At 31.7% G+C, this 3,850-nt stretch carries 5 protein-coding genes; 4 read left to right on the top strand and 1 reads right to left on the bottom strand.

The window, feature by feature from the left end:
• The first annotated feature begins 170 nt into the window (after positions 1-170).
• The 4 genes from OZD61_RS02350 to OZD61_RS02335 all read left to right on the top strand — a co-directional run bounded on the left by OZD61_RS02350 (position 171) and on the right by OZD61_RS02335 (position 3,193).
• Positions 171-758, top strand: a complete 588-nt coding sequence (locus OZD61_RS02350) for an L-threonylcarbamoyladenylate synthase (protein ID WP_264705419.1) — start codon at positions 171-173, stop codon at positions 756-758.
• Between the two features lie 17 nt (positions 759-775).
• Positions 776-1,597, top strand: coding sequence for an AAA family ATPase (locus OZD61_RS02345; RefSeq protein WP_274979707.1), 822 nt, complete (start codon positions 776-778; stop codon positions 1,595-1,597).
• A 73-nt stretch (positions 1,598-1,670) separates the two neighbouring features.
• On the top strand, positions 1,671-2,465 hold the full coding sequence (locus tag OZD61_RS02340; protein WP_274979706.1) for a hypothetical protein: 795 nt from the start codon (positions 1,671-1,673) through the stop codon (positions 2,463-2,465).
• Between the two features lie 68 nt (positions 2,466-2,533).
• Positions 2,534-3,193 (top strand): conjugal transfer protein TraJ, encoded by a 660-nt coding sequence (locus OZD61_RS02335; protein WP_274979705.1) that lies wholly within the window; start codon positions 2,534-2,536, stop codon positions 3,191-3,193.
• Between the two features lie 6 nt (positions 3,194-3,199).
• Here OZD61_RS02335 and OZD61_RS02330 read toward each other — a convergent pair.
• On the bottom strand, positions 3,200-3,850 hold a 651-nt coding region (locus OZD61_RS02330; protein WP_274979704.1), incomplete at its 5' end, for a proton-conducting transporter transmembrane domain-containing protein.

Here is a 3,850-nt window from a genome sequence, read left to right as displayed (position 1 = left end):
GATGCAACAAAGCCATCCCAGTGTCAAGCACTGGGATGACACCATTTGTTGTAAACTCACTTTTACTCTATGGTCTTGCCGCTATCCTGAACGGATACAAACTAGCAGTTACTATATAAGATACAATGCAACAAAACTGATCTAGTTGTTATAAATAAGCTTTGAGCTATATGGTATCTAAAATAATAAATGCAATACAGAACAACTTGTTAGTGTGTTTTCCAACAGAAACAGTATATGCTCTTGCTTGTAATGCACTAGATAATGAATCTATAGGAAAAATATATCAGATAAAGAAACGCTCTCAAAATAAGCCACTGTCTATATTTGTTAGTGATATTTGCAGCTTGATGAGAATAGCAAAGCTAGAGAAAAAGTATATTGGTTTAGTAAATCACTTTTCTCCTGGACCAATTACCTACATTTTACCACTTAAAAACAACAACATATTGCCAAACGAATTCTTTAAAGATAGTATAGGCATCAGAATCCCTAAGCATCCTATTGCAATTTCAATATTAAATAAACTGAAAGTTCCAATAGTTGCAACTAGTATAAATATTTCAGGAGAAAAAAGTGTATGTAAGGCAAACGATATACCACAATCCATTAAGCAACATTTATCTGCAGTGATTGAAGATGACGAATTAGTTTCTGGTATAGAATCTACTATTATTGACTTAACCGAAGATAAGATTAAGGTTTTAAGGGAAGGTGCAATTTTATTACAAACAGTAAACAATACATTTTCAAACTAAGATCTATAGGAGAAAGAATGAAAAAAGTAATAGGCCACAACCAAGCCAAAAAAAAAATAGTGAACAACTTATCTGTTCAGTCTTGGCTGATCTGTGGTAAAAAAGGTATAGGAAAAGCAACACTTGCAAAATCCTTCTCCAATTGGTTACTCATAAAAAACTATAATGAAGTAGCATTGGACTTACACATTGTTGAAGGTGATACTATCGGAATAGAAAAAGTCAGAGAAATGAAAAACTTTCTACACTTAAGTCCCATTCAATCAGAACACAAAATAGCTATAATAGATAGCTTAGAGGCAATGACTAATAACGCTAAAAACGCAATATTGAAAATATTAGAAGAGCCGCCAAAAAATTCTAAGATATTTATAATTAGCCATAAGCCATATGATATACAAACCACTATCTTGTGTAGGTGCTTTCAGCTAAATTTACTCCCATTAACTTATGATGAAACAAAGCAAGTTGCTTCATCTCAATGTAAGTTTGATGGTCAAACGTTTGATGAAATGATCACTTTATTTCCTGGAATGCCAGGAATGATAATAAATGCAATAAGTAGTGATGCTTATGAAGCATACAAATGCTTTTATAAATTTCTTCATGATTTAAAGAATCCCAATATGATTAGTAAAGTAATTAATAGCGAAATCGAACTAGAACTAGCATCATATATAATTCAGGCCTTCATTTTAGAAAGCATAAAGAGAGAGGTAAATGGTGTTGAAATTCTGCTAAGTCAGTGGAAAAAGATAGATGAACTTTTCGTTGTTGCTAAGCAACTTCACTTAGATAAAAAGCATGTTTTAGCTAATGTAGTTAATATCATGACATAAGTTTACGAAGTATAATACTTTTAACATAAATTCATGATAAAATTCTGTTAATTTAATACTCGAAGTATATAATTTGACTGATAATAAATTAACTGTATGGCAATCAATAGAAGTTTTGACAAAAGCCATATTGAACATGCAGAAAAAATTAAGCTTAATTAAGAATATAGCTTCAGATCAAGACATAGCCCTAGAAAAAGGAAAGGAGTTGTTAAGTGGCATTTATGAAGCAAATTTTAAGCTAAACAAGACAATCAATATAGCTACTTTGCCAAAAATTGGCTATCATATGCTAAATGGTGAGCTTGTTGTACGTAATCATATTACGGAAGAGGAAGTAAAGATTCCTGGAGATTTTCATTACCTTAAAGTCGTAAAATCCGATCATGATAATTATAAATTAACGTTTTGTAATTTTTTAGGTAATGAGTTTTTTGAATATAAAAAGTATGATCCACAATATTCTGGTATTTCAGATGAATATAAATTTGTGGATTTTGGTAGTGTAAAAAAGACTCATAATCTAAAATTTAAGGAATACATTGGTCATGCACCTAAATTTTTTGCTGCAGAAGGGCCTATTGAGCCTGGATCCCAAAACCATGTAATTGATCTATTTGAGCTAGTCAAAAGTGGTAAAGGTAGAAAAGTGGGAACCTTTGCTGATGAATTTGGTTATTTTGATGACCAAAATAAATTACATTATTATAATTATCACAAAAGTGTAGAAAGTAATACTTATGATCCTGAAAATTTCAGTGTAAAAATGATAAATATAGATGTGAGCAAAATCGATAAATTCTACCTCATTGCAGAACAAGGTGATATAATCATTCATCCTATTTGGGAAAATTTAGACATATTTTAAAGTTTTTTTTAGAGTATCTAAGCTTATTGTTACTATAATGATCCGATTAGGTCTGGTAGTATTGTGTTATGGAAGATAAATTGCTTGAATCAGTAAAAAACAAAAGTTATTTCAGTAAAGCAGTCGAATGGTACTGCCATAGGTATCTGTTTTGTGTAGCAGAAAGATCTTGGATGGCATTAATAGTATCGCTTCTCCTAGTATGCTTATGTTTATTAACATTAAACATATACCTGTTATTTCCTATTAAAAAAGATTTAAATTTTGTGAAGTATATGAACCACACAGAAGATGAGTTCTCTGCAATGCATAAGCTTAGTTTCAGTAAAAAGGAAGATGAATACACTTCCACAGCGAGGTACTTAATAAGTAAATACATTGAAATATACGAGTCCATTAAGATCGTTGAACCGAAGTACCAAGAAAATTTTATAAGAAATAATTCTATACATAAAATCTATCAAGGCTTTCAGGAAAAAACGAACAATGAAGCTGTTTCATCCAAAAGAAAAATTGCCAACATAAATGTAATAACATTATCTATTGATCGATCGACCAAGGACTTAGTTACATTTGCTGGAAATGCTACTGTAGTTTTTGCAACCGAGCAAAATAGGGAGGTGAAAAATCAGGCTATTGAGATTAGCTTCACTTTGTCGAATATAAAAGCAACTCTGGCTGGTATAATACCATTTAAATTTATTGTTAATGGTTATAAATACAGATAATCACATTTAAAATATTACTTGGTAGCTAAAAAAAATAACCAAAGTGCACATAGCAGTAATAAATGGAGGTAAAACTAGAAGAATTGGCGTTTTTTTAATGAAGTAATTCTGAGAAGGTTTTAAGAAAAAGGCATTGTAAATCATCGGTAAAAAGTACAGAGCGTTGAGTATAGTACTAACAATTAACACTAGAGTTACAAACACAGAAAGTATTACATCGCCAGAGTTGAAAACAGCTTGAAAAATGAGAAATTTACCCCAAAAAGTTGGAGCAGGCGGCACCCCTATCATAGACAACGCACCTATAGCAAATGCTGTCATGCTAATTGGCATACTGCGTCCTATACCGTAAATCTTATCTATATATTTCTCACCTGCTCTCGTTATTATTGCTCCGGCAACGAAAAACAAAGTGATTTTTGCAAATGCGTGGCAAACTAATTGAAAAATTGCAACCCTCATGCTGAGCTCACTAAAAATTGAAGCGAACAATACAATATATGACAATTGAGAGATGGTAGAGTAAGCAAGCAATTTCTTTAATTCTTTTTGCTTTAGTGCAGTCAATGATGCAGTAATAATAGTAAATCCAGCAGCGTACGGAAGCCACCCTCCAGCAAACCAATTTTGCTGCACAAAACGTTGCATGTTATCGAC

Origin of the sequence: Wolbachia endosymbiont of Drosophila bocki (assembly GCF_028982005.1) — a bacterium.
GTDB lineage: Bacteria > Pseudomonadota > Alphaproteobacteria > Rickettsiales > Anaplasmataceae > Wolbachia > Wolbachia pipientis.
The sequence above is the reverse complement of the archived record's forward strand: the minus strand, read 5'-3'. Positions and strand labels throughout refer to the sequence as shown.

Bases quoted from the DNA above. Each gene is read 5' to 3' on its own strand.
- OZD61_RS02350 (WP_264705419.1), top strand. From the start codon at position 171: ATGGTATCTAAAATAATAAATGCAATACAGAACAACTTGTTAGTGTGT.
- OZD61_RS02345 (WP_274979707.1), top strand. From the start codon at position 776: ATGAAAAAAGTAATAGGCCACAACCAAGCCAAAAAAAAAATAGTGAAC.
- OZD61_RS02335 (WP_274979705.1), top strand. From the start codon at position 2,534: ATGGAAGATAAATTGCTTGAATCAGTAAAAAACAAAAGTTATTTCAGT.